Annotated in this window: 15 protein-coding genes; 6 read left to right on the plus strand and 9 right to left on the minus strand. The window is 62.5% G+C overall.

Annotated elements, in window-relative coordinates:
• Positions 1-4: 4 nt before the first annotated feature.
• The 6 genes from LRS53_RS21765 to LRS53_RS21790 are packed head-to-tail and all read left to right on the plus strand — an operon-like array spanning position 5 to position 4,968.
• Positions 5-337, plus strand: a complete 333-nt coding sequence (locus LRS53_RS21765) for a hypothetical protein (RefSeq protein ID WP_010791835.1) — start codon at positions 5-7, stop codon at positions 335-337.
• The gene (gene trbL / locus LRS53_RS21770) at positions 334-1,713 is read left to right on the plus strand and encodes a P-type conjugative transfer protein TrbL (protein ID WP_010791834.1); all 1,380 of its coding nucleotides are present in this window, start codon (positions 334-336) and stop codon (positions 1,711-1,713) included. The genes LRS53_RS21765 and trbL overlap by 4 nt, the downstream gene beginning before the upstream one ends.
• Before the next feature lie 24 nt (positions 1,714-1,737).
• Complete coding sequence (trbF, locus tag LRS53_RS21775) at positions 1,738-2,442, plus strand: conjugal transfer protein TrbF (RefSeq protein ID WP_003097768.1); 705 nt, start codon at positions 1,738-1,740, stop codon at positions 2,440-2,442.
• Positions 2,439-3,431, plus strand: a complete 993-nt coding sequence (gene trbG, locus LRS53_RS21780; protein ID WP_010791833.1) for a P-type conjugative transfer protein TrbG — start codon at positions 2,439-2,441, stop codon at positions 3,429-3,431. The genes trbF and trbG overlap by 4 nt, the downstream gene beginning before the upstream one ends.
• Positions 3,432-3,433: 2 nt before the next feature.
• Positions 3,434-4,726 carry a TrbI/VirB10 family protein gene (locus LRS53_RS21785; RefSeq protein ID WP_003097773.1) on the plus strand — a complete coding sequence of 431 codons (1,293 nt, stop codon included), beginning with the start codon at positions 3,434-3,436 and terminating at the stop codon, positions 4,724-4,726.
• Positions 4,723-4,968: a DUF2274 domain-containing protein gene (locus LRS53_RS21790; protein WP_003097776.1), complete on the plus strand. Its 246-nt coding sequence runs from the start codon at positions 4,723-4,725 to the stop codon at positions 4,966-4,968. The genes LRS53_RS21785 and LRS53_RS21790 overlap by 4 nt, the downstream gene beginning before the upstream one ends.
• A 295-nt stretch (positions 4,969-5,263) precedes the next feature.
• Here LRS53_RS21790 and traN read toward each other — a convergent pair whose 3' ends face one another.
• The 9 genes from traN to LRS53_RS21835 form a co-directional block, all read right to left on the minus strand.
• Positions 5,264-8,632 (minus strand): conjugal transfer protein TraN, encoded by a 3,369-nt coding sequence (gene traN, locus LRS53_RS21795; RefSeq protein WP_231357280.1) that lies wholly within the window; start codon positions 8,630-8,632, stop codon positions 5,264-5,266.
• 8 nt (positions 8,633-8,640) lie between these two features.
• Positions 8,641-9,687 (minus strand): TraU family protein, encoded by a 1,047-nt coding sequence (locus LRS53_RS21800; protein ID WP_331275310.1) that lies wholly within the window; start codon positions 9,685-9,687, stop codon positions 8,641-8,643.
• An 18-nt stretch (positions 9,688-9,705) separates the two neighbouring features.
• A complete protein-coding gene (locus LRS53_RS21805) occupies positions 9,706-10,377 on the minus strand; it encodes an EAL domain-containing protein (RefSeq protein WP_231357281.1) in 672 nt (223 codons plus the stop codon).
• Positions 10,374-11,510, minus strand: a complete 1,137-nt coding sequence (locus tag LRS53_RS21810; protein WP_231357282.1) for a TrbC family F-type conjugative pilus assembly protein — start codon at positions 11,508-11,510, stop codon at positions 10,374-10,376. The genes LRS53_RS21805 and LRS53_RS21810 overlap by 4 nt, the downstream gene beginning before the upstream one ends.
• A complete protein-coding gene (gene lepB / locus LRS53_RS21815; protein WP_231357283.1) occupies positions 11,504-11,995 on the minus strand; it encodes a signal peptidase I in 492 nt (163 codons plus the stop codon). Before lepB ends, LRS53_RS21810 begins: the two co-directional genes overlap by 7 nt.
• Positions 11,992-12,312, minus strand: coding sequence for a hypothetical protein (locus LRS53_RS21820; RefSeq protein WP_231357284.1), 321 nt, complete (start codon positions 12,310-12,312; stop codon positions 11,992-11,994). Before LRS53_RS21820 ends, lepB begins: the two co-directional genes overlap by 4 nt.
• Positions 12,309-14,711, minus strand: coding sequence for a type IV secretion system protein TraC (gene traC, locus LRS53_RS21825; RefSeq protein WP_231357285.1), 2,403 nt, complete (start codon positions 14,709-14,711; stop codon positions 12,309-12,311). The genes LRS53_RS21820 and traC overlap by 4 nt, the downstream gene beginning before the upstream one ends.
• A complete protein-coding gene (locus LRS53_RS21830; RefSeq protein ID WP_231357286.1) occupies positions 14,708-15,397 on the minus strand; it encodes a DsbC family protein in 690 nt (229 codons plus the stop codon). The genes traC and LRS53_RS21830 overlap by 4 nt, the downstream gene beginning before the upstream one ends.
• Before the next feature lie 116 nt (positions 15,398-15,513).
• Positions 15,514-22,299, minus strand: a complete 6,786-nt coding sequence (locus LRS53_RS21835; RefSeq protein ID WP_231357287.1) for an Ig-like domain-containing protein — start codon at positions 22,297-22,299, stop codon at positions 15,514-15,516.
• Between the last annotated feature and the right edge of the window lie 33 nt (positions 22,300-22,332).

Below are 22,332 nucleotides of genomic sequence, written 5' to 3' on the forward strand. Positions count from 1 at the left end.
CGCCATGCGATGCGTCCTCGCCCCGTCTGTTGTGGTGCTTGTCGTGCTGCTGGCCGCTTGCGGCAAGCAGCCGGCCGACAACCTTGCCGATGCCCTGGCCGTCGATCCCGTGCGGCTCAAGGCATTGCGCGCGCAATGCGCGGCCGACCGGCAGGCCACGGGCGAGGACGCTTGCCGTGCCGCCGCCGAAGCCTTCCGGCGGCGCTTCTTCTCCGGCAAGGCCGGGCCGGATGAATACCAGACGCTGGCCGACCTGCCGCCGATCCCGCCGAGCTTCGATGAACCGGCCGATGGCATGGCGCCGGCCGTTCCCGCCGAGCCGGAGAACACGCCATGAATGACGTGACCATCATCGACCAGTTCCTCAACACCTTTGCCGCGTATATCGACTCGGGTTTCGGGCTGCTGCGGGGCGAAGTGGCGTTCCTCACGGCCACGCTGATCGTCATCGACATGACGATCGCCGGCCTGTATTGGGCCATGAGCCATGCCACCGGTCAGGGCGAGGACGTGATCGCCAAGCTTCTGCGCAAGGTGCTGTACGTCGGCGCCTTCGCCTACATCATCAATAACTTCAACTGGCTGGCCAGCATCGTATTCCGCTCGTTTGCGGGATTAGGCATAACCGCCACCGGCTCGGCCATCACGATGGAAAACTTCTTGCAGCCGGGCCGGCTGGCGAAAACCGGCATCGACGCCGGGGCGCCGATTCTGGAGCAGATCGGTGAGATGGCGGGCTTTCCCGAAGTATTCGTAAACCTCGACCCCATCGTGGTGATGTTCCTCGCGTGGCTGGTCGTGGTCTTGTGCTTTTTCGTGCTGGCGATCCAACTGTTCATCACGCTGATCGAGTTCAAGCTGACCACGCTCGCCGGATTCGTGCTGGTGCCATTCGCGCTCTGGAACAAGACCGCGTTCCTCGCGGAAAAGGTCTTGGGCAACGTGGTGGCCTCCGGCGTCAAGGTTCTGGTGCTGGCCGTGATCGTCGGTATCGGCTCGGGCTTGTTCGCTCAGTTCCAAGTCCATCCCGCCGAGCCGTCTATCGACCACGCGCTGGTCATCATGCTGGCCTCGCTCACCTTGCTGGCGCTCGGGATCTTCGGCCCCGGCATCGCCACGGGCCTCGTGTCCGGTGCGCCGCAGCTCGGCGCTGGCGCAATGGCCGGTGCTGCTGTCGGCGCTGCCGGCACGGCCGTCGCCATCGGCGCCGCCGCGACGGGCGTGGGTGGCGCCGTGGCTGCTGGCGCGCGCATGGCCCCGGCTGCCGCCAAGCTGGCCGGTAGCGGTGCGCGCGCCGCCACGTCGGCGGCCAGCAGTGCGAAGTCGGCGTTCCAGGCCGGTTCCGCCGCCGCTGGCGGCGGCGCAAAGGGCGCGATGGCGGGCCTAGGCAACGTCGCCAAGACCGGCGCGCAGTCCGCCGGACGCGCCGCAGCATCCCGTGCTTCCGCTGCCGGGCAGCGGATGGCCGCTCCGTTCCGTGCTGGCTGGAATGGCTCGACGGCCGACGCTGGCGCGTCAACCGGTCAAGCCTCCGCAGGAGAAGCCCCCGCAGGCGGCGCCGCTGCACAGAAGCCGGAACAACCCGCCTGGGCCAAGCGGCTGCATCGCCGCCAGCAACTCACCCACGCCGCGACCACCGCCGCGCACACGCTGCGCGGCGGCGACGGTGGCGGCTCGGGGCAAGGCCCGAGCCTGCGCGGCTCCGACGACTAAAGCGATTCACAAGGAGAACTGACCATGCGATTCAGAAAACCGCAGGTGCGCTATGCCGGCACGCCGCAGCCTGCCACGCCGTACCAAGCTGCCGGCCAGGTGTGGGACGACCGTATCGGCTCGCCGCGCGTGCAGGCGAAGAACTGGCGCCTGATGGCCTTCGGCTGCCTGACGCTCGCGCTGCTGATGGCCGGCGGCTTGGTGTGGCGCTCGGCGCAGTCCATCGTGACGCCCTACGTCGTGGAAGTGGACAACGCGGGCCAGGTACGCGCGGTCGGCGAAGCCGCCACGCCGTACCGGCCCAACGATGCGCAGACGGCGCATCACATCGCGCGTTTCGTGACGCTGGTGCGCTCGCTGTCCATCGACCCCATCGTCGTCCGCCAGAACTGGCTCGACGCCTACGACTACACGACCGACAAGGGCGCGGCCGTGCTCAACGACTACGCACGGGTCAACGACCCGTTCGCGCGCATCGGCAAGGAGTCGGTGACGGTGCAGATCACCAGCGTCGTGCGCGCCAGCGACACGTCTTTCAACGTGCGCTGGACGGAACGCCGATACGTCAACGGTGCCGCGGCGGGCTTGGAGCGGTGGACGGCCGTGGTGTCCATCGTGCTCCAGCCGCCACGCACCGAAGAACGCCTGCGCAAGAACCCCCTGGGCATCTACGTCAACGGCCTGTCGTGGAGCCGTGAACTGGATTCTTCCGAAGGAGCCAAGCCATGAATGATCTTTTCCGCAAATACGCGTTGCCGTTGATCCTGCTTTCCCTCGCGGGCTGCGCCACGCAGGGCAAACCGCCGCCGACCATCTCGCTCGATGAGCCAGTGCAGGCCCAGCCGCTGCCGGAGCCGCCCGCGCCGGTGGAAGTGGTCAAGGTGCCCGAGCCGCTGGCGCTGCCGGCGCAGTTGAAGCCATTGCCCGAGGCAGAGGACGCCAAGGCCGCGCCGGAACCGGCCGACGAGAAGGTGCGCGTCTCGCGGGCCAATACGGAGGCGCGCGTCGCGCCCACGCGCGAGGGCTACGTCAATGCGATTCAGGTCTGGCCCTTCACTGACGGTGCGCTGTATCAGGTCTATGCGGCCGTGGGCCGCGTGACCGTGATCGCGCTCCAGCCGGGCGAGGAACTGGTGACGGTGGCCGCCGGCGATACCGTGCGCTGGATCGTGGGTGATACGTCCAGCGGTAGCGGCGCCGACCTGCGCGTGAACGTGCTGGTCAAGCCAATCCGTTCGGCCCTAAAGACCAATCTCGTCATCACCACCAGCCGCAGGACGTACCTTCTGGAGCTGGCTTCTACGGAAAAGACGTGGATGGCGTCGGTGTCCTGGGAGTACCCGCGCGACCGGATGCTGGCTTTGCAGCGCCAAGCGCAGGCGGCCAGCGCCGCCGCGCCGGTGGACTCCGGCTTGTCGCTGGAAAACCTGCGCTTCCGCTACGCGGTCAGCGGTAGCAACCCGCCGTGGAAGCCGCTGCGCGCGTTCGACGACGGGCAGAAGGTCTATATCCAGTTCCCCGCCGGCATCGCGCAAGGCGAGCTGCCGCCGCTGTTCGTGATCGGGCCGGAAGGCGACGGGCAACTGGTCAACTATCGCTTCCGCTCGCCGTACTACATCGTGGATCGGCTGTTCGGCGCCGCCGAACTCCGCCTGGGCGGAGACAAGAGCGACGTGGTGCGAATTGAACGCACGGACGGCGTTGCGCGGAGGAACTGACCATGAGCCAGGACGACACCCCCGACCTCGCCACGCCGCAGGCGGGCAAGGTTGCGCCGGAGGCGGTGGCGCTGCGCGCCCAGCCACGCCCGGTCACGCGCCTGAATCGGCGCACGCTGGCCATCCTCGCCGGCGGCCTGTCGGTCGCCGTGCTTGGGGCCACCATCTGGTCGCTGCAACCGCAGCGGCGCGGAGCCAACGAGCAGACCGAGCTTTACAACGTCGATCGCGTCTCGAAGTCCGAAGGGCTGGATGCGCTGCCGACGGACTACTCGAAGCTGCCGCCAGCCTTGCCGCCCGATGTGCCCGAACTGGGGCCGCCGTTGCCCGGCGACCTTGGTCCGGCCATCGTCGCTTCGCAGCAGCCGGTGACGCCGGGCTATTCGCCGCCAGGCCATGATCCCGAAGATGCCTTGCGCAAGGAGGCGGACGCGGCGGCGGCCTCGTCGGTGTTCTTCCGCTCGGGCGGCCAGGGTCAGGGCCAGGCCGCCGCCACGGTCGCGCAAGCTGCGCCGGGTGCGCCTGGTGTTGCAAACACACTCGCGGCCTTCGATCCTCTCGCTGCCGGGCCTGCCTCGACAGCGGCCCAGCCCGCCGACCCGACCGCCGTGCAGAACCGGCAAGACCAGAAAGAGGCATTCCTGAAAGCCGGTTCTACGGAAACCCGCAATTCCGGCCATCTGGCGCTGCCCGCATCGCCCTATCAGGTGATGGCCGGAACGGTGATCGCGGGTGCGCTGGTGACGGGCATCCAGTCGGATTTGCCGGGCGACGTGATCGCCACGGTGACGGAGCCGGTCTATGACACGGCCACGGGCAAGTTTCTGCTGATCCCGCAGGGCTCGCGCATCCTTGGCAAATACAACAGCCAGGTCAGCTACGGACAAAGCCGCGTGCAGGTGGTGTGGAATCGCGTCATTCTGCCCGACACATCCTCGCTGACGCTGGACAACCTTGTCGGCACCGATCCGGCCGGCTACTCCGGCCTGGAAGACGACGTGGACTGGCATTGGAATCGCATCGTTGCCGGCGCGGTGCTGACGACGTTGCTGGGCGTAGGTGCCGAGCTGGCCGCGCCGGAGAACCGCCAGGATGGCAACCGCATCGTCATCGCCGGGCGCGATGGCGCACAGGACAGCATCAATCAGGTCGGCCAGGAAATCACCCGGCGCAACATGAATATCCAGCCGACGCTGACCGAGCGGCCGGGCCTGCCCGTGCGAATCATCGTCAACCGGGATCTGGTGCTGCGGCCGTACCAGCCGCTGTTCTTCAATCGGGGAGCTTCGCAATGAGCACGACCAAGAAGCTGCGGCTCGGGCCGCTGCCCAAGACCGAAAGCGTCAAACTGACCTTTGCCTGCCCAGCCAGCTTGAAAGCCGACCTCGACCGCTACGCCGCGCTGCACGCGCAGACCTACGGCGAGGCGGTTGATGCCATGACGCTGATCCCGCACATGCTGGAGGCGTTCATGGCGGGGGATCGGGGATTCAGGAAGGACACGGCGACCCGGAGCGCGCCATCGAAGCCGACATGATGGCGTCGCATACCAACGGCATCCATCGAACGCGCAGCCCCAGGCTGCGCGTTCTTCATTCTGGATGCCGCTATGTCTCTTGGGCTATGATGACGCGACAGGCCCGCCGTTCCTCGGCAATCCAGCACGACACAGTGCGATGCGGCTTTCTCCCCCGACGCTCTTATGTGGCTCCTAGCCGACGAAGCCGTGGTTCTGCAAAGCGGCCGCGAAAAGAGCTAACCTACTGTCCCATATATGGTTTCAAGCCTTACGTGCTTTGCACGCAAGACTTGACACCGGCACTTTTTTGTGGCTATTGGTCCTTGAACGTTCCTCGCAGATTTTTCTCTGTAGCATTCCGCGAATCCGGAAACGTAACTTCCATACCATCCATAATCTCGTTGTTCCTTGTAAGAACGTCCTTCCGATTCGCCCCTGGGTAGTTGAGCGTAGAACCACTACCGGTGAGCTTATCGAGGTTGATCTTGTCGGCGGTGGGATAGTTATTCGTAATCTGCAGGATGCCTATCCACTCCGAGATGTCGATCTTGCTCCAATCGAGCTTTGCCAGGTCTCCGACTGAAATACCCTCGCAGGATGGGTTCTCAGCGTCGCCCCAAGTGCGTCCGAGTTGAGGCCGTGCTTGCTCCTGGATGATTCGTCCCAGAGGCGAGTTGAAGCAGCAATAAGACTCGCGCTTTTCGATGCAACCCATGGGGGATTTGGAAGCGCAGTAGCTACCCAGGAAGTGGCAAACCTTAGTCTCCTTTTTGGCGGCAAGCTCAAATTCCTTTTGCTCACACTCCCAGATGATTTGCACCATGATGTTCGCGATCGTGTAGATCGTATAGGCGATCATGATCACCGACAGCGCACTGGCGAAGCCCGCGGCAAACGTCGCGTTGGGCGCCGTACTGACCGCGCCGGTAGTGGCATTGGTTGTCGCGTAAGGCGTAGTGCTGGATCCCGCCGACGCTGATCCGCTCGCGAAGATCGTGTTCGCTGCCGCGGTACCGAACGTGTTCGCCGTCCATTCAGCGGCATAGTTCATCATCTTCTGTTTGAGCACGTCCAAACCGATCATTTGGCTGACGGTCGTGGCGCCTTCGTTGGTTTTGACGGCTGAACTCCACGCTGAGGTCCAGTTGCTTCCGCTTGCTAACTCTTTACCGAAGGTCCATGCCGCCTCAGCAGTCGGTGCCTTATCGATGATCCCGATCTTCTCGGTCAGGCTGATGGTATTCATGGTCAGCGACACGTAATCCATGAGAGAGATGCCATCCGGCGCCTCACAGCAATCGACCCATCCGCCGACTGCCTTTTTGCACTCCATGGGCTCCCCTTTCCAGACCTTGCAGTTGTGATCGGTCGAGGTGTCGGTCGGGTTCTCACCGCAGTCCAGGTCATGCTCAGCGAACTGGGCGATCTGCAGCGCCGCTGCGGCGTAACCGAAGTCAGTGGATTTCTCGTCTGTTGGGCTGAAGCACTCGGTGCCCAGGCAACGAACAGGTCCATCGCATTGGTAGCTGGTATTCGAGGTCGACGTCGGTACCTCAACCTCGTGGCCACAGTCCCAGGTCTCCTCCGTGACGTAGCATTTGCCCGACTCACCCTCGGCGCCGTCCACGCACTGGCGAGAGATGAAGCCGCATTGCTTGTCCGCCTCGAATTTAGTGCAGGTGTCCAGGTTTAGCCCGCCGGTGACGCAGCCCTGAACCTTGACGTTTTGAAAGAGCTTATCGACGCCCTTGATCGGGGAAGGCTTCATGGCGTTGTACATGTCATCGCCAGGGCAAACCGTGACCCCTTTCAGGTTCAAGCAGCCGCTGGCCACCCCCCGGGTGACCGTGACGCTGCCGCCTTCTGAGCACTGACCATTCTGGATCTTGTTCGCTGAGTCGATGCAGTACTGGGGACCGAACGACTCACCGTCGATGCGGACGTTCTTCAGCTTGAGCTCATGCGAATAGAACGCCCCCGGGGTGCCTTTGCCGGTGTCCTTCACGTCGACAACCATCTTCAGGCCGTTGTCGCACGTCGGCATCTGCACGATGTTCAGGGAATCCTCGGTCAGGGTGCTGGGGGCGAACTTGTGCCCCGTCCAGATCGAGGTGCTCGACACGGCAAAGCGTTGCGGAAGCCGTTTGCCGTCAGCGCCTTTCTTGCACATCACATCCAGCGAGGCCTGATCCACGTAGCCGTCGCTGCGCAGGTTGCTGGAGGTGTTGCGGTAGGTACCAGCCAAGAAGTCGACCTCGACTCGGTTGGTCTCACCGGCGCCTGGGGCGTCCTCTACGGCAAAGCGAGCGGATATAGGCACCTCGACCACGCGCATGTCGTGAGAGACGGCGCAGGTCTTATCGCTATTGGTGGGACACTGCTCGTTGCCCTGGGCGTCGGTGTAGCACTGCATGTCTCCCTTGTAGAAGTTGCACTGCGCGTCAACCGATACCTCTTGGCACAGGGGCGATATGCCGGAGGCCGGCGATTTGTTCTTGAAGCTGCTTTCACACACGCGGGTGCCGTTGATGACCGCGCAGCCGTTCTCGTCCACCTCAGGCATCTTGTTGCAAACGAACTTGCCTTGGCAGGCGCCGTCGTTCACCGCAGTCACCGCCTCGGCAGCCTCCGGCGGATACCAGTTGTCGTTGCTGATGACCTCCTGCGGGTCATAGAGGATGCGCAGTTTGGCGTAGGCCTCACCGCGGCCGGTAACTGACGCGCGGATCTTGAAGGGGATGACGCCACCCTTTTTGACGATCGAGGTCATGTTTACGTCAGGGTTGGTCTCCCAAGACGTATCGAGCTCGCATGCCCCGTCGGTCTCCGGCGGGAAGTTCTCGTTCGGCCCGGACCATACCTTGGTGCCGCCGACCAGCACCTGCATGTAGTCGTCCCACTTCGCGTAGACCAGCTGCGCGCTCTGGATCGCTTCGGGCTTAATGACCTCGAACTTCATCTCGTTTTCGAAGATAGAGCAGTTGCCGCGCCAATAGTCGTTGCCGACCTGGCCCAGCCAGATATCGACGCAGCCTTCACCGCAGGATTGAACGTTCGCCGGACCGTCGTAGTACCGGACGACCCCTGCCAGGTACTCGTGCTTGAGCGTGTAGCTACCCGACTTGTCGGTTACCCGCTCGCATTGCTTGAGCTCGCTCACGTGCTTCGTGGTCGTGCCCTTGGTGTACTCGGTGTTCTGCTTGCAGTCCGAGAACTCCTTGTTGAAGAGCGCCTGGTTGTCGATGATCTTGTCAGTGTTATTCCACAACGGATCATTGGTCAGATCGGGCCTCGTCTGAGAGACGTTGCCGCGCAGCAGGCGATAGGCCTCACCGCTGGAGGACTCCTCCGAGGTCAGCCGGAGGTTGGCATCGCTGCCGGCGGCCATCGTCGCCTTGTCGTCGCCGTAGATGTTGCTGAGCGCGCTGGTGTTGGAAGAGTCGGTCACCCCGGGAAACAGCTCCGAGATGCTGATCGATTGCTTCGCCGCGTCTGAGCCGAAGGTGATCTCGGTCGAACTGGCGGACGGTGGCGACCAGGCGTTCAGCGCCTCTTTGGCAGTCGCAGTACCGGTCGCGGCTGAGGCAGTCACGCTGTCGGCCCAGGCCATGACAGGGCACGCATAGGCGTAGAAGAACAGGGTGATAGCAGCGACCACCCGGGCAAAGATTGGATTGCGCATCGGGTGCCTCACAGGGTGTTACAGCAGTCGTTCCAGCGGAACATCATGTAGAGCGCGTCTTCGCCGACCTGGGGAATGGCTCGCCCTTCGCCGCCTTGCCACGTCAGGGGGCTTGCGCCGATGTAGTGCCCCTTCTTGGTCTCTGCGCGCGGGAAGAACATCGACATCTTGTATTGCGACTTGGGAATGGTCGGGAAGATGGATCCCCGGCACAGGGTGTCATCGCCCATCGTCAGGTGCGCCAGGCCGCGCCGGTGCTGGGTGGCCAAGGTCCGAGCGGCAAGCAACGAGGTGGTGCGGCCAAAGTCGTTCGGCAGCGTGGTGCCGGCCATGGGGTAGATCTCACCCCAGGTCCCTGCGCACCACCACAAGGAGGTCAGCGGCTCCTTACCGATCACACCCAGCGCGGCATCTGCCGTGCACGCCGCCTGCGCAATCGGGTTGGCCACAGCGGCGGCCTCTGGATTGACGAAGAACGCCAGCTCGTCATTGGTCCAGGTCGGATCGAGTTCGGACAGCTGAATGATGTCGAAGTCGGCGTAGCCATCTGGCGAGCAGCGCTTAGGCATGTACATCTCGAGGATCGAGAGCAGCGGAAAAGCGTAGTAGTGGACGTTGTAGAACGACATCCGCTCGTGGCTCACCTGGTTGCCGGTTGTAGCGTCAGCGTGGGTACCCCACAGTCGTTTGTCGCCGATCGCAAGCGTCACGCCGCCAAGCGCCGGCAGGCAGCCTGGCTTACGCACTACCTCGATCAAACGCGCCGGTTCCCACATGGAATTGACGATTCCGGGCTTCCAGATCCCCAGGTTGTCCTCGCACATGCACAGGCTTTTCTTCGACGCCCCGCGCGGTGCATCACCGGGCGTGATGGAGATGCCGGCGATACGGATCGGGAAGAGGCAAGCCCAGCAGATGTCGGTAAACAGCTTGCCGCTGAATAGCTCAGCGTTTGGGCAGGACGCCGTCGGCGTGGCCGCGTCGGCCGCTCGCGCACCGTTGGAGCCGAATACGGCCAGTAGCAGGATCAGAGCCGCTGCATAGCGAATCAACATAGGTTCAAAGGCCTTGGGTCAGGACGCGGCGAGCGCAGCAGCAGGAAGGAGGAAGGGCATCGACAGCCCGTAGCCCTGGCGGGCGGCGCCGGTGAGCGGTAGCAGCACCTCGCACAGGAGGTGCTCCTGCTCGACTTTCTCGAGAATCAGGCCGGTGCCACAGCGGGTGCAGTGGTCACGCGCGTCAATCACCCAGTCCAGATTGATACTGCGGGCCAGCGCTGGCAGATCGATCTTGCAAAAGTCCCAGGCGTGCCGTTTCAGGCGGGTCGAGTCGGCACTGTCCTGGCCATAGTCGTCGATCGCCACGGCGATACCATGCCGACGGATCATCAGCAGACGCTCCTCCAGGTCGACGCCCTGGAGAGGAGAAAGCTCGGGGATCTCGAAGCACACGGAAAGCGAAAGGCTGCTGACCAACAGGCAGAGGCGGTTCAGGTGCAGCAGGTTGAGCAACGATGCGGGGCTCAGATTGATGAACAGGATGCCTCTGGCAGGCAGCTCATGCGCCCGTTCCACGACCAGGCCGATCACCTCCGCGTCCAGGCGTTCCCAGTCCTCATCGGTCGCGTCGGCCATGAAGACACCTGGTCCGGACACGCCCTGGGTCGTCACGTGACGTGCCAGGACCTCGTGCCCGAGAACCGCGCCGTTTGGATGATGGATTTTCTGCAAGGCAAGCTCGATCACGGCGCAAACTCCTCGATGTAGAAGCTATGGCGATCAGCCGTCACAACGGACGGCACGAAGTCGATGGCGAAGCGGCTGCGCACGTCGTCGCGCAGGACATAGGCGGCGTGGTCAATCTCGTTCTGCAGGGCGGCGAAGCCGTCCCAGCCTTCCTCGCGCGCCACACGCGAGACGATCACCATGACGTTTTGCTTGGCGCCGTAATCCGCAACCTGCTTCTTGGCCAGGGCGACCTGCTGCGGGTCGAGCGGATCGATGATCACCAGGCGTTGGGTGAAGGGACGCATGTCGAGTGGATTGATCCGGTCCCCCGCCCTGTGGATCACGGTGCCATCCGCCGCGGTCATGTCCGCCGGCACCAGCACCGTAGGATCCAGGGCGCGCACTCGATGTCGGGTCGCGCGCGGCAGCTCTGCGAACGTCTGCTTGTCCCAGAAGGTGTTCAGGGCGCGCGCTTTCATCTTTTCCATGTCGACTTTGGCCAGCCGCTCTTTCATCACCTCGATGAGGTCACGCTCTGCAATCTCGGCCAGAGGACCCAGCGACAGCACTGGCTCTTTGCGACGGGCAAAGGCCTCGTCCGCGCTCGCGGTGGAGGTGGTTCCTTTCGCCAGGTAAACCATCTTCTGATCCACAAATTTGCGAATCGCCGGCACCTGGTCGACGCCCGCCTCTTCGAACACCACCGGATTGATCAGCACCGACGTTTTGGTCTTGGTCTCAAGCGACAGGCGCTGCAGCTTGGCGAGTGCCAGGGCAAACGGCATGTCTTCGGGCACACCGCGGAATACGAGCTCTACCGACTCGTCACCGTCATAGCTCTGCAGCAGCTGCTTGATTTCTGCCTCGCCTAGGGACCACGACACCAGGATCTGGTAGACGACCTTCCGGGTATCTACCGGCGGTTTGGGCGCTTCGAGAGGGCTCGCCAGAGGCTGGCTTTGCTTCAGGTAGCTGAAGTCCTCGTTACGCAGCGTGAAGTCGACCTGCTGCTTCGTGCTGACCTGCATCTCCTTGAGATCGGCGGCGAAATGCTCCAGCGCCGCCTGCTCTTGCTCAACGGCGCTGTCGGCGGCCGAGAGCGTGGCGAACAGTAGCGTAACCACACCGATTACCGCGCGCAGGCTCACCATATCGGGTACGCCCGGCCGAGCACGTCGACCTTGCTGACGTAGCCCCAGTAGCGCGAGTCAAAGCTATCCAGGGAGGTGCCCATGAACCAGAGCTGGTCCGCTGGCACGATCTCGTCACGACGGTAACGACTCGCGGGCTTTCCGAGCCCTTTGGCCAGCAGCACGCCTTGGCCCTGGGCCTCGCCGTTGATGGTTACCCGTTCGGGGGTCACGATGACTCGGTCACCCGGCACGCCACGGACGTACTTGATGACTTTGGTGCCATTGCGGAAGAACGGCTCCATCTGGGTTGAGCGAAACGCATAGATGGCATCACGCTCAACGTCCTGGTCATAACGGTCGATCAGGAACACCCGCCAGTCCAGGCACGTGTTCTTCTGCGGATCGATCCCAATCTCGTAGCGCGACGTCGCGTACCAGGCAGCGCCGGCGGCGAGCAAGCTGAACGGGAGCGCCTTCAGCAGGAACCTGAGGTGGCGATTCACTGGGCCCCCTCAGCTTCCTTCGCAGCTGCCGGCGCACTCGCTGGAACCTCGAGCTCCGCGGGGTAGCTGACCACCGCCCTCTTATCGATGGTGACGAAGCCATTGGCGGCAAGCTTGTTCGCCGACGCGCGTAGCGCGGCCATGGCCGAGTCCACGGCTTGGGGATCACGTACGTCGACGCCTCGCGTAGCAGCGTCATAGTCGACGATCGCGATCTGCGTGCCGAACTCATCGGTTTTGAAGAGCCAGGCGTAGCCGGTGACCACCGCAATGGAGACGAGTGCAGAGAGCACGACCGTTGAGAGCGTCTGGTTCATGCCGCCACCCCCCGGTCAGCCATTACCCGCGTGATGGCTTCTGCAGTCGGAATGCCCTGGTCGGTATAACGCCCAATGTCTTCGACGTCTTTTGCGAAGGTGCTGTAGAGAAGGTTGGAATACTTGTCGACCGTCAACCGGCCGATACCGGAACCATGTTCGGTCGAGAAGAAAATTTCGGAATACTGGCCTCGCACGGTGTGCACCGACTTGAGGAGTTTGAAACCTCCTTCGGTGAGCGAGAGTCGCTTTTCCTTCTGGATCAGATCGATCGCCGAGGCCTTCTGCCCGAGCAGGAACTGATGCGCGGAGTTTTCTACGATCGCCCGGCCGGTGGAGTTCGCGTACAGGTCGTTTACGGACTGGGTAATCGTGATCGCCGAGCCGTTGTACTTACGGAACCGGCGGTAACCGTGTTCGATGAACTTGGCAACGTCGCCCTCGGTGAGCAACGACCAGGCTTCATCGATAATCACGATCTTCTTCTGGTCACGACTACCCAGATACATCGCTTGCTGGATTTGATAGATCAGCTGTAGCAATACCACTTGCTGCAGATGTTTACGCCCTTTCAGTTCTTCAAGTTCGAGAACGGTAAAGGGGTTTTTAAAGTCAACGTTGTTCTTTCCATTGAAGAACTTGCCATACATGCCTGCTCGAGTGAACGGATACAGCTGCTTCCCGATGTCTTGAACACGCGGATCTTCATCACTAAGCAGCGACTTTTCAACATCGTCCACCACCATTTCACCGCCCAAAGCTTCGAAGACGTCATGGGTGTGTTTACGAAGCCCTGCGATTTGCAGATCCAAAAGCGGAGCGGTGGGCGCGGCCATCGCGCTCAGGAGGCCAATCAGTACATCTTCTTCTTCAGAATAATCCTGAACGAGTTCGAAAGGATTAAGGCAAATTTGCGATTCCTGCGTGAATTCCACGAAGTCGCCGTCGAATGCTTTTGCCAGCTTCAAGTACGAGCGGCCAACGTCGATCACCCAAACCTGAGCGCCTATTGAACGGTACGAGGTGATTAAGTAGTTGGTCAGGAACGATTTACCGCTACCAGACTGCGCCGCGATCGTAGCGTTATAATTGGTATCCGAATCGAATAGACAGTAGGACATTAACTGTCCGTTTCTCGAAACGAACTGCATAGTCGGCGTGCCGGTCCCCTTCCAGTCCGCATAGATAGGAACCAGGGGAAGGGCCTGGGTAATGGCCATGGACTTGTAGCGGTAGAGCTCCTCAATGGCCTTAGGGTCAGCTCCAAAGGGAAGCGCATTGAGGAATATTGGGAGGACGAAGAATCGGTCCTCCATGAAGGTGAATTGGCGGATGCTCATATAGTTTCGCGCCTCGGCCGCAGCGCGGATTAGGCGGTCACGGTTTGGAGCGAAGACAACCATCGTCATGTTGCAGCGGACCGCAGATTCACCCTCGTCTAGCTCTTTGAACAGCGCATCCATACCATGCTTCTTCGCGCCTAGCTTTGGCACGAATTTCAGCAAGGGACCGTATGCTTGGTTATTAACCCACTGACGCTTCGCGCCCAACTTGTCTTTGAAGCCCTGCTGCTCCGGGAAATAGATCGTGAAGCTGATCAAGCAGTTTTCGCGGATCCCCGTTGCTCCAGTAAGCAGATCTCCGAGATACCATCCAGCCGCTCCCTGCAGCGTGCGCCGCGGGAACTTCTTAACCGAAAGGCATTTAACAAGGGTGTCTCCAATCTGGAGATGATCCTTGTGCGGAATCAAAGTGCGATCATAATCCAAGAGCTGAACTTTTAGCGGCTTATCATCATCCGCTTCAATTTCGTTTCTATCACGCCACGAGGCTTCCGCCCCCTGATTTAAGATAGAGGACATGATCTCTAGATAGAGATTGCGCCCCATCCCAATCGGAGCCAATCCGACCGATTTGAAGACGGAGTCAAATTGAGATCGGATTTCACTCGCCATCTGCGTTTCACGATCGGTCGGCTCGACATTTGCGATAGGCATCGTGACTGTGATGACAACATGGATATCGCGAACTTTAATACCCGAATAATCGTCGATCGGGTCCAAGGTGCCCTTGAATAGATATTCCGATCGGTTTTTCAACGCAGTCTTGATCACTCCTTCTTGAGTATTACTTCTCAAGCGAAGCATCGCATTGATCGGGTTGTTAATGTTTTGCGAAGCAAACAAGCAAAAGTTAACACTGGCGTTAGCTGGCCATGCTTGTTTGAGGACGGACTTCAGCTGCTCGCCTTCCTTCCCATCACTGCCCGGCAGTGGCTGGCATAAGAAAGAAAAACCGATCTGGTTGTCATCGAGGAGGAAAACCATGTTCTCCTCGTCGAACGCCGCGACGCTCAACAAGTCTCCGATAGGAAAGTTACCTTTGACGTAGCTAGTCATTGGCCGGCACCCGCCAGCCAAGGCGCCAGGCTGCCCTTCTCGTACCCGTGCCGGACAAGGCCGTCATTCCGGATCATGAACGGCACGCCCTTCACGCCGAACATTTGGGCGCTGATGATTCGTTTACCGATCGCCGAGGTATCGCAGTCGTCACCTACTTGGTCGACCACACGAGGTTTGGTTTCGCCCAGGGCGACTGAGAGCGCCTCGGCCTTGTCTTTGGCGCAGTGCAGGCTTCTGACGATCTTGCCGCTATCCGGACCCATTGCGGAAAGCTCCAGGATCTTGAAGGTGTAGCCCTTCACCTGCTTCAGGTCCTGCACGAGTTGGTGACAGGACGGGCAGAGCGGATCGGTGAAGATGACCACTTCTTTCGGGCCGGTGCCGAAGGTGAATGGCGCCAGGTCGTCCACCCGGAAGCGCAGCTTGGCCAGATCGATGTAGTTGGATGCTCGCTCGGCCTCGGCGAGGGTCGTGATCTCTTTCTGGCTCCAGGTGTCGTACAGGGAGCCGCGGAACACGAAACGACCGTTATCACTGACAAAGGCCAGCTTTTCGTTTTTCACGGCGGCGATCATTCCGTTGATCGGTAGTGGTGCCGTGTCGGTTGCGCTCTGTGCGAAAGCCAGTTGGAAGGATAAGGCGCTGGCGGCGAGCACAGCGCTTGTAAGAATCTTACACAGCATGACGGCACCTCTACTTGAGTTACCGTCAGGCTACCGAGGCGTTGAATCCGAGAGTCTTGAGTTCACCCCGATTGGAGGTTGGAACCCGCGGACGCCATAGCGGCGCCCGCGGGAAATCACCACTCTACCGGCTCGGAATCGGCGCCGGCATCGTCCGTGGCGGTCAGCACGATGTGCGGCGCCTGCGGATAGGTGCGCTTCGAGATGGTAATCACCGACCCGCTCAGCCCCTGCTTCTCGTCGTTTACGAACCAGTGGTGCCGAGAGATCCGGCCATCCGGGTCCTTGCAGTTCGCGTTGGCGCGCCAGGACGACGAGCTTTCCTTCACGTCGAGCTCGCATTTGGGCGGTTGGTTTTCCTTCACATCGATGACGACTTCGCTCTCCGCGGTCTTCTGCATCTGGGTCTCGATCTGCAGAGCGATCTGGTACTCGCCCTCACTCTCCAATGTTGCTCGCGCATACCGGGAGCCGTTGGTATCGAGCTGCTTGCCGCCCAGGGTGTAGCGCATGGACAGCACCTTGTCCTTGGGATGGCCGCCGGAGATCGAGGGCATGACCAGGACCTTCAGGGGAGCCCGGGTCGCGTTGTTATCGCCCGTCCACCGGAGCGACACCGTCCACGGCGGCGGATCCAGCAAGGTCACAGTGCGCTCGACCGTCGAGTAGTTTCCGCGGCCATCAGAGACGTGCACCTTGAACGGATAGGCCGCAGCCTTGCTCATCTCCAGGATGCGCAGCGTCTCGTTCGTATCGTTGGCCACGGTGTAGCCGTCGACCTTCGGTAGCTCCCAGTCGTATTTGACGTTTTCCAGCGCCTTGAACTGCCCGAGGTTCCTCATCCGCAGGGTGAGCGTGGCAGGTACATAGGCGGCGCTCAGGCTCGGCTGCAGCTCCCACTTCGGCCACTCGTACTCCCAGTAGGTCAGCCGTTGCTGGGTCAGCCCCTCGCCACCCTTGTCCCGATAGCCTTCGATCCAGGCCCTGTAGGTGATGTAGGTCGGCTTGTCGGTCACGTCCTCTTCTGTTGGGGTGAACGCGGCGGTGGTACCAGGAACGATCGACGTCCCGTCCGGCATGATGAATTCGCCGGAGGCCTTCAGATCCATGTTGGTATACGGCATGACGAGCCGGGCAACCCAGGTCGACTCCTTGCCCACCTCCGGCCGCCGGTTACCCACCAGCTGCACGCGTGGCGGCCGCACCTTGCGGAACGCAACGCCGCCGCGCAGCAGCTTCCACGCCAGCGGGTCGTCGGCCGGCGCATCCTTGAAGCGGATCCGCGAGAAGACGTACACGCGCTCCTCCGCGCTACGGGTGACCGAATAGCTGTCATTGCCGGCGAACCAAGTCGCTCCCTTGTCCAGGCTCCACTGGGCCTCGATATTGGACAGATCCATCACGTCGCCCTTCTCCGACTGCTTGAGCTGGAAGGTGGCCTGGGCGTCGACGAAGGTGTTGCCTGGGCCGGCGAGGTACCCCTTGGGGATGTTGAAGGCGTTGATCTCGATGGCCTGGGTCATCGACTTGGCGCCGCTGTTCTTGTTGGTCAGCTCGGCCCTGATCATGTAGTTGCCCTTCTGCAGGGTCGTCGCCAGCCGTTGCGGCGCGTTGCTCGGGTTGCTCACGGTCTGCCACTCGCCACCGTTGGTGGACATCTCCCAGCGGACGTTGCCCAGGTCGCGCGCCCAGGACCGGTTGTTCACCTCCGCGAAGAGCGTGACGCGCATGGGCGCCTCGCCGGTGAGGCGTAGCGCCCGGACGCTGCCATCGAGCGCGGCACCGTTGAGGATGACGATGCTCAAGGGACGCGGCGAAGTGCGGGTCTCCTTGTAGGCGGGCTCCGGCGACACCACCCGTGCTTCGGCGTACACACGCAGGTTCTTGCCGGCGAGCTTCTCCACCGGGACCTCGAAGGCCGCATGGCCAGCGCCGTCGGCGCGAACCCACCCGGCGATCTCCTCAACGGTGTTCCAATCCGGCCGCTGCACCAGGCGAATCTCCCACTCGCCCATGGTCGCGCTGTCGTACGGGACCTGGCTGTTGTAGGCATCGCCCATCGTGACGCCAACTTCCAACGCATCGGTCGACAGGATCTTGCCGTTCTCGTTGTCGATCACCGGCATGATGTTCGCGTCCGGAACGGACAGCACCGTGAGATCGGAGTGGGTAGCGATGTTGGGTAGAGCGGTATAGGCCACATCCACGGCGAGCGGCCGGCGCTGCCAGAGTGTCGAGAACGGCGCGGCGTAGATCCTGCGCAGCTGGGTACTGACGTCACCGTTGACCGGGTTGATGTCCTCGGTGATCGAATCGCCCTGGTTCAGGTTGTGCTTAAGCGTCAGCCGCGCGCTGACGGCTGTGACGGTCGCATCACCGGCATAGCCGCCACTGATAGGCGCTGCCAGGAGGGTATCTCCGAGCTGCTGCGCGCCTTTGTAGGTCACCACCGGAGCGGTCGGCTGTTTCGCGGTGAAGATGAACTGGTCCGTGCCGAGATCGATCTTCTTGCCGCTGGGCGTGAATGAGGAAAGCTTCCAGGCGATCCGGTTGCTTCCGAGCATCGTCGCCGCGCCGCGCAGCACTGGCTTTTCCCAGTTCTCCCGTATGGCGAGGCCTGGGGGGATTTCGGTCCATTCGACCAGGCAGGTAGGTCTGGTCGAATAGGAGGCCGCGGACGTGATTGCTCGCCGCTCAATCACCGTCAGGTCGCATGTCGGCCCTGCGCTTTGGACGAACTCGATGTCTAGGTCCTGGACCTGGGCATAGACGGTATCCATCGGGTACTTCGACGTCATCTTCACGGCCCCGGCCATGGGCACCACGTTCACCTGGGTGGGATACGTCGCCAGCAGGCTCTTCTCGCCCTTTTCATCGACGATGTAGGCAGCCGCCTCGACGGGATAGGTACCTGCTTCCGCCGCGAAGCCCTGCTGCAGCAGCAAGCCGTCACTGGACAGATCCTTCGCCTCGGGCATTGGCTTGGTGAACTGCAGCAGACACACCGGCTTGTCGTAGGGGTTGCTGTCGCGCGCCGATGCTTCCCGGACGGTGTTGGTGCATACCGAGTTGGAGGCGGAGAACTGGATCCGGGCCGACTCGAGTCCCAGGCCGATCGTCGCCGGGGTCGCCTTGAGCTCACCGGTCAGCTTCCAGACCTCGAAGGGGACGGCGTAGACGGTACCGGTCAAGTCCGCACGGGCCAGCAGGATGCGGCCATGGCCAGCGGCTCCGCTTTGCAGTGCAGCGACGGCAGCGCCAAGCGAGCCGTTCATGACCCTGTCCATGGCCAGGCGCGCACCCTGGCCGCGCTCCAGCGGCCGGCGGCCGACCCGCAGGCCAACCTCGGACTTGCGCTCGACCATCGCGATGATGTCGGTACCCAGCTCAGCGAGAGCCTGCTGATCGGTGATCACAAGCCCAGGGCGCCCATCCAGATGAGTAAATTCCTTGGTGATGGCCGGAGTACTGAATGCGCTTGGGGAGAGCTCCTTGACCGGCAGCTTGTCGAAGGGGTCGTCAAGGGACCTCGGCGCCAGCCGCACAGGGAAGGTCGCCGCCGCGCCGTCCTGATCGGTCACCGTGACGGAGACGGTGGTCGCGGTGCGGCCGTCGGTGCTGAAATGAAGCTCATCACCCGTGAACCACACGTAGCCGTGCTCTGGCTGAGTGGCAACGGTGAAGGTGTGGGAGCCCCAGGTATTGTCGTCGATTGCAACGAGGCGCTGGCTACCGCCGACGCCCTCGTAGAAATAGACGACGGAGGGGGTGAGGCCAGTAGGCGCGGTGTTGAGTTGAGCGACGGCGACGGTGGCCACCGCTTCGACGTACTCCCCGCCTTTGTCCACCACCCGGAACCGGAACAGGTCGTTACCGACGAAGTGCGGGTTGGGCGTGTACACGTAGCCGGCATTGGTGGCCACCACGGTACCCGACTTCGGTTGCTCCACGACCTCATAGGTGAAGGAATCCCAGGCATTGCCATCGGTGACCTTCGGCAGGGTTGCGGCTGAGGCGGTGTTTTCAACCGTCCTGATGCGCAGGGTTGCCGCGACCGGCGCCAGATTGAAGCGATCGACCTGCAGAGCAATGGTGCCCTGTACAGTCAGGCCACCAGAATCGGTCGCCTCGATGACGGCGGAATCCGTACCCACGAAGCTGGCCGCCGGCGTGTAGACGAGGCGGTTCTCGACGATGGCCAAGCCGCCGTTGGCGGCCTGCTGCACGAGCCGGAGCGTATGCCGGCCGGCATCAGCCACGTTGCGGTCGACGATGCGCGGGTAGTAAGGCGCGCTCGCCGTACCCTCCCGCACCACGATGCTCCCCGACAGGCTCTCAGGCGCCAGGTTGCGCGGCTTGACGACGACCGTCACTGTGCCTTTGCCAGACTCCCCGCCGGCATCCGTCGCGGTGATGGGGAAGCTCTCGGTCCCGGTCCAACCGGGCTTGGGCATGTACACCACCTGGCCATTCAGCACTTTCGCCGTGCCGCCGGCGGAGGTGGCCGGCACGGCGAAGGTGAAGGTATCGCCTGGATTGGGATCGACCACCGTCGGGGTACCGGATACCTCGACGCCCTCCTCAGTCACGAGGCTCAGGCCTACTCGCGTGGGGCCGACGTTTCGGCCGCGGACGCTTACCGTTGCGGTCCCCACAACCTCGGCGCCGGCGGGATCACGGGCGATGAATTTGAAGCTGGTGGTGCCCTTCGAGCCAAAGGGGGCATGGTAGACGAGCTGGTTGTTCACCACCTCGGCGGTACCACGCATCTCCTGGATGGGCACCGCGAAGGTGTGTTTGCCCGCGTCGTAGAGGTTTTTGTCGATCACCTCAGGGGTGACGGGCGCGGAGGCCTGGCCCTCGTTGGCAACCAGCGCTGCGTTCGCCGCGCTGGGGGCGTAGTTGGTCTTGTCGACCTGGATGGCACCATCCTTGATGGCCGACTCGGCGCCGGCAGCATCGCGGAGCTTGTATTTGAAGGTGGCGGTACCGACATAGCCGTCGACCGGCACGAAGCGAACGCGCAGGCCCTCGGTGGTGATTTTCCCGACGCTCGGATCTGGCTGCTGGACGATCACCACGGTGTGGCTATCCGGATTGTCCGGATCGGTCCCGATCACCTGGTCACCGACCACCTCGAAGGCGATGGTCTGTGCGGCGGACACCAGGCCACCTGGATCCGCCGCCGTGACCTTGGCGCTGGCGGTGCCCAGGTATCCAGTCGCAGGAGTGAAGGTCAGAAGATTACCGGCGAGACTGACTGATCCTGCTGCTGCAGCGACGGGCTGCTGAATTGCAAAGGTCAGCGGCGCGTCATGGTTCGGGTCGGTAGCGGTGAGCTCGACAGTGACCGGCGTCTCCATGGCCGTCTTGGCAGATGCGGCATCGACCACAGGCGCCTGGGCGACCGGTAATACCCGCACCAGGATCACGCCTTCATCCGAGTCCAGGCCAAAGGAGTCCTTGGCCACGTAGCGAATCTCTCGGGTACCGACGAAGGTGGTGTTGAGCGAGACCTTCGCCGTCGTTCCCGTGAAGCTGACGCTACCGAAGGCGGGATCAGCCGCAGAGACTGTCCGCAGCGTCGCCGTGTCGTTGGCGTCCACATCGGACACCTGGAGGGTGAAGCTGCCCGTGGCGCCTTGATTGAGGGTGACCGTCCTGCTCTCGACCACTGGCTTGTCTGCTACCGGCGTGACGGTGATGCTCACCGGTACGGGCGCTGAGGCCGCACTGCCAGCGTCGATGACGGCCACCTGGCACGTGGTCTTGCCGTTCCAGTCAGGCGCAGGCGTGAAGACCACGGAGTCGCCGTCCAGGCCGCAGCCGCCTATCGACGCGCCCGGCTGACCGCTCACGACGAATTGGTAGGGCCCGTCACCATCCGGATCGGTGAAGACGATCTTCGCGCGGCCTGGCGTATCCTCGTCTGTCACGATGCTGATGGGCTGGGCAACCGGTGCGTCATTGACACCCTGGACCGTGATCGGAATGTCGACGACGGCGCTCTTGGCGCCGGCGGCGTCCACCGCGCTGATGCGCAAGACATCCTGCCCGTAGAAATCAGGCTTGGGGGTCAGCTTGATGCGGTGCCCATCAGCAAGCACCTCGCCGGCGACGCCTTTGCCCTGCGCCTCGATCACCAGGCGGTAGATGTCCACCGCGTCAGGATCCTGCACCGTGGGCTCGAACGTCATCTGCGCGTCTTCCGTCATGATGACGGGCTGTGCGATCACCACCGGCGGATCATTTCGCCCAGTAGTGATGATGCGGATGGTGGCCGTGTTGGAGTAGGTGCCGTGCTGATCTCGACCGCGGTACTGCAGGGCGACAATGCCGCTCCAGCCGGGCACCTGGGTGAAGGTCAGGGTGCTGCCCTCAACCTTGACCTGGCCGATGGCGCTATCGGGCGTATCGAGCACTTCGAATCGCTCGGCGGTTACACCCTCCCCGCCCAATGTGAGCGGGACGATCGCAGGCTGGTCCTCGGCCACCGAGATCTCGATGTCGCGAGCAGTCGGCTGCGCGACCGCGGCCTGAACGATCACCTCGGTGACTGTATCGCCGACGGTGAGCACCAGGGGGCCGGTGAAGCCCGCTGGCGCCGTAACGGTACCACTGCAGCTGGCGGCCTCCTTGGTACGGGTACCGCCGCACTTCCCTGCTTCCTGGCCGGTGCCGGCGCCGATGAGGATCGGGACGCTGTAGCTACCGGCCGAGGTGCAGCTGTTGCGCGTGGCGCTGTAGGTGAGCTTGATCTGCGCGCCGGCAAAAACTGCCCGGGAATCCGGGGTCAGCACTGCATTGGATTCGGTGCACTCGGCAGCCTGGACCTGACCGGTGTAGTGCGCGAGGCCTGCGAACAGCAGCGCGACGAGTCCCTTCGAAATCTTCCAGTTCACAGGCCGGTTCCCGAGCAAGTTTCAGATACCTGA

This window comes from Pseudomonas sp. PLB05 (assembly GCF_021106615.1).
In the GTDB taxonomy this organism is placed as follows: domain Bacteria; phylum Pseudomonadota; class Gammaproteobacteria; order Pseudomonadales; family Pseudomonadaceae; genus Chryseomonas; species Chryseomonas benzopyrenica.